4 protein-coding genes are annotated in these 4,153 nt (G+C 54.6%); all 4 read left to right on the top strand.

Features of this window, described 5'->3' with window-relative positions; all coding sequences use genetic code 11:
* Window positions 1-861 (top strand): VirB6/TrbL-like conjugal transfer protein, CD1112 family (locus tag DWV57_RS14150; protein WP_243112373.1); only part of this gene is annotated, 861 nt, incomplete at its 5' end.
* A 15-nt stretch (window positions 862-876) separates the two neighbouring features.
* Window positions 877-1,302 (top strand): PrgI family protein, encoded by a 426-nt coding sequence (locus tag DWV57_RS14155; protein ID WP_078784923.1) that lies wholly within the window; start codon window positions 877-879, stop codon window positions 1,300-1,302.
* Entirely contained in the window at window positions 1,229-3,631 is a 2,403-nt protein-coding gene (locus DWV57_RS14160) for a VirB4-like conjugal transfer ATPase, CD1110 family (protein ID WP_120021117.1), read from the top strand. Before DWV57_RS14155 ends, DWV57_RS14160 begins: the two co-directional genes overlap by 74 nt.
* The coding region (gene dcm / locus DWV57_RS14165) for a DNA (cytosine-5-)-methyltransferase (protein ID WP_120021118.1) at window positions 3,628-4,153 on the top strand (526 nt) is incomplete at its 3' end. The genes DWV57_RS14160 and dcm, both read left to right, overlap by 4 nt.

Consider the following 4,153-nt stretch of genomic DNA (forward strand, 5'->3'; position numbering starts at 1 on the left):
ATTAGTGAGATCATCGAGAAATGGATAAAAGGCATTTTGATAGATGGCATCACGGGCAACCTCTCCGGTCTGTTCGATAACGTAAATGCCAAGGTGGGCGAAATCGCTTCGGATGTCGGCTCTACCCCGCAGGCGTGGAACAGCGGCATCTTCAATATGCTGCGCAGCCTTTCCGAAACGGTGGTGCTGCCCATTGCAGCGGCCATCCTTGCCCTTGTGATGTGCCATGAGCTTATCCAGATGATTACCGAAAAGAACAATATGCACGACTTTGACACCTCCATGTTCTTCCGCTGGATTTTCAAGTCTGCTTTTGCCATCCTCATTGTCAGCAACACATGGAATATCGTTATGGGTGTGTTCGATGCCACCCAGAGCGTTGTCAATCAAAGTTCCGGCGTTATCATCGGCGAAACGTCCATCCACTTTGACCGCCTGATACCCGGACTGGAATTTCAGCTGGAAAGCATGACCATCGGCAGCCTGCTCAGCCTGTGGTTCCAGACCCTTGTGGTGGGCCTGACCATGAACATCCTGTCCATCTGCATTTTCCTTGTGACCTACGGCCGCATGATCGAGATTTACGTTGTGACCGCGCTGGGGCCTATCCCGCTTGCCACCATGGGCAGCAGCGAGTGGCGCAGTACCGGGCAGAATTATTTGAAGTCTTTGCTGGCACTGGGTTTTCAAGCGTTCCTGATTATGATTGTCGTTGGCATCTATGCGGTGCTGATACGCAACATTTCAGGCGCAGCGGACATTGCCGGGGCCATCTGGGGCTGCATGGGCTATACTGTGCTGCTCTGCTTTTGTCTGTTCAAGACCGGCAGCATCAGCAAGTCCGTATTCGGTGCCCATTGAGAAAGGAGCGTTTGAATGGCGTATGTGACCGTTCCCAAAGATTTGACCCATGTAAAATCCAAAGTCTTATTCGGGCTGACCAAGCGGCAGCTGGTCTGCTTCGGCGGCGCGCTCCTCACGGGCGGGCCGCTTTATTTTTTGACCCGGGACTATCTTTCCAACAGCGCGGCGGCCCTGCTGATGATTTTTGCCATGCTGCCGGGGTTGCTGTTCGCGCTGTTCGAGCGGCACGGCCAGCCCCTTGAAGTAGTGATTCAGCAAATGATTCAGTGCTGCTTTATCCGTCCCAAGGAAAGGCCCTATCAGACCAACAATGCTTACGCCGCCCTTGTGCGGCAATACCAAATGGAACAGGAGGTAAAGGCCATTGTCCAGAAAAACGACACCCCGCGAAACCGAAAAGCCCAAAAAGCTCACCCGCGCCCAGAAAAAAGAAATTGATGCCGTTCTCCGCAAGTACAAGGGGGATGGTAAACCCCGCACGGCGCAGGCCACCATCCCGTATGAGGCCATCTACCCGGACGGTGTGTGCCGCATTGACCGACGCACATTCTCCAAGTGCATTGCCTTTGAGGACATCAGCTATCAGCTGGCCCAGCCGGAAACAAGAACCGCCATCTTTGAACATCTGTGCGACCTGTACAACTATGTGGATGCTTCCATCCATGTGCAGCTGTCTTTTCTCAATCGCAAGGTTGACCCGGTGCAGTACGCAAAAAGTTTTGAGATCGCACCGCAGGGGGATGATTTTGACGACATCCGCGCCGAGTACACCGCCATCCTGCAAAAGCAGCTTGCCAGCGGCAACAACGGCATTGTCAAAACCAAATACCTGACCTTCACCATCGAGGCCGACAGTCTGAAAACAGCGCGGGCCCGTCTGACCCGCATTGGCCTTGATCTGCTGGGCTACTTTAAGACCATGGGCTGCGTGGCACACGTCATGGATGGGCGGGAACGTTTGGAGGTGCTGCACGGCATCTTCCACCCGGACGGCGAACCGTTCCGCTTTGACTGGGACTGGCTGGCACCCTCCGGCCTGTCCACCAAGGACTTTGTGGCTCCATCCTCCCTCTGCTTCGGCACGGCCAAGACCTTTGGTTTGGGTGGCAAGTATGGAGCTGTGAGCTTTTTACAAATCCTTGCGCCGGAACTTTCGGACGAAATGCTGGCCGACTTTCTCAAAACCGAAAGCGGCATTCTCGTCAATCTCCATGTGCAAGCCATCGACCAGACCGAGGCCATCAAGACGATTAAACGAAAAATCACTGACCTTGATGCTATGAAGATTCAGGAACAGAAAAAGGCTGTCCGTTCCGGGTACGACATGGACATACTCCCCAGTGACCTTGCCACCTACGGCGAGGACGCCAAAAGGCTGCTGAACAAATTGCAGACCCGGAACGAACGGCTTTTCATTCTGACTTTTTTAGTGCTGAATGTGGCCGACACCAAGCAAAAACTGGGCAACGATGTGTTCCAAGCGGCGGGCGTGGCGCAGAAGTACAACTGCTCTCTTGTCCGGCTGGACTACCAGCAGGAGCAGGGCCTTGTGTCCAGTCTGCCGCTGGGTATCAACCAAATAAAGATTCAGCGCAGCCTTACCACTTCCAACGTTGCGGTGTTCGTGCCCTTTGTAACGCAGGAGCTTTTCCAGAGCGGTGCGGCCATGTACTACGGCATCAACGCAAAATCCCACAACATGATCATGCTGGACCGCAAGCAGGCCCGGTGTCCCAACGGCTTGAAGCTGGGCACGCCCGGCAGCGGCAAATCCATGAGCTGCAAGTCCGAAATCGTCAGTGTGTTTTTAATGACTGCTGACGATATTTTTATTTCAGACCCAGAGGCCGAGTATTATCCGCTGGTCAAGCGGCTGCATGGGCAGGTCATCAAACTTTCGCCCACCAGCAAGGACTATGTGAACCCGCTGGACATCAACCTGAACTACTCCGAGGATGATAGCCCGCTTGCCCTGAAATCGGATTTTGTGCTGTCGTTCTGTGAGCTGGTCATGGGCGGCAAAACAGGTCTGGAAGCGATTGAACGCACCGTGATAGACCGTGCCGTGAAAGCCATCTACCGCCCCTATCTGGCGAATCCCTGCCCGGAGAATATGCCGATTTTGTCTGACCTCCACCAAGCCCTGCTCGACCAGCACTTGCCGGAAGCGGACCGGGTAGCGCAGGCATTGGACTTGTATGTGTCCGGCTCGCTGAATTTGTTTAATCACAAAACGAATGTGGACATCCACAACCGGCTCGTGGCCTTTGACATCAAAGAGTTAGGAAAACAGTTAAAAAAAGTGGGGATGCTCATTATCCAAGACCAGATATGGGGCCGCGTCACCCAGAACCGCAGCCAAGGCCGGGCCACATGGTATTTTGCAGACGAGTTCCACCTTTTGCTGAAAGAGGAACAGACCGCCGCGTACAGTGCCGAGATTTGGAAGCGCTTCCGCAAATGGGGCGGCGTGCCCACAGGTGCCACCCAAAATGTGAAGGACCTTCTTTCTTCCCCGGAGATTGAGAACATTCTGGAAAACAGCGACTTCATCACGCTGCTGAATCAGGCATCCGGCGACCGCAAAATCCTTTCGGAACGGCTGAACCTCTCCGCAGACCAGCAGAAGTACATCGACAATTCGGAACCGGGCGAAGGACTGCTGATTTTTGAAAACGTGGTGCTTCCGTTTTCCAACCCCATCCCGAAAAACACCCAGCTCTATAAGATCATGACCACCCGGCTCAGCGAGGTGGTGGAGCTATGAGCTTAACACATTTCAGCTTGTTTTCCGGCATCGGCGGCATCGACCTTGCCGCGGAAGCAGCGGGGTTTACCTCTGTCTGTCAATGCGAGTGGGCGGCATTTCCCGCCGCTGTGCTGGCAAGCCACTGGCCGGAAGTGCCCCGTTTTCAGGACATCACCACTGTAACAAAGGAGGCTTTCTTTGAAAAAACAGGACTTCGCACCGTCACCCTCATTTCAGGTGGCTTCCCGTGCCAGCCGTTCTCCACCGCAGGGCGGCAGCGCGGCTTCCACGATGAACGCTACCTGTGGCCCGAAATGCTGCGGGTCATCCGGGAATTGCAGCCCCGTTGGGTGCTTGGAGAAAATGTTGCTGGCTTCCTCCGTATGGGGCTCGACAAAACGCTCATTGACTTGGAGCAGGCAGGTTACGATGTTCGGGTTTTCGTATTACCTGCTGCTGCCGTTGGCGCGTGGCACGAACGGAAACGGGTATTCATCATCGGCTCCGCTGCTTCCCACACCCCTTGCCAGCGACACCGGG

The sequence above is a fragment of the Faecalibacterium sp. AF10-46 genome (assembly GCF_003604105.1).
In the GTDB taxonomy this organism is placed as follows: Bacteria; Bacillota; Clostridia; order Oscillospirales; family Ruminococcaceae; genus Faecalibacterium; species Faecalibacterium taiwanense.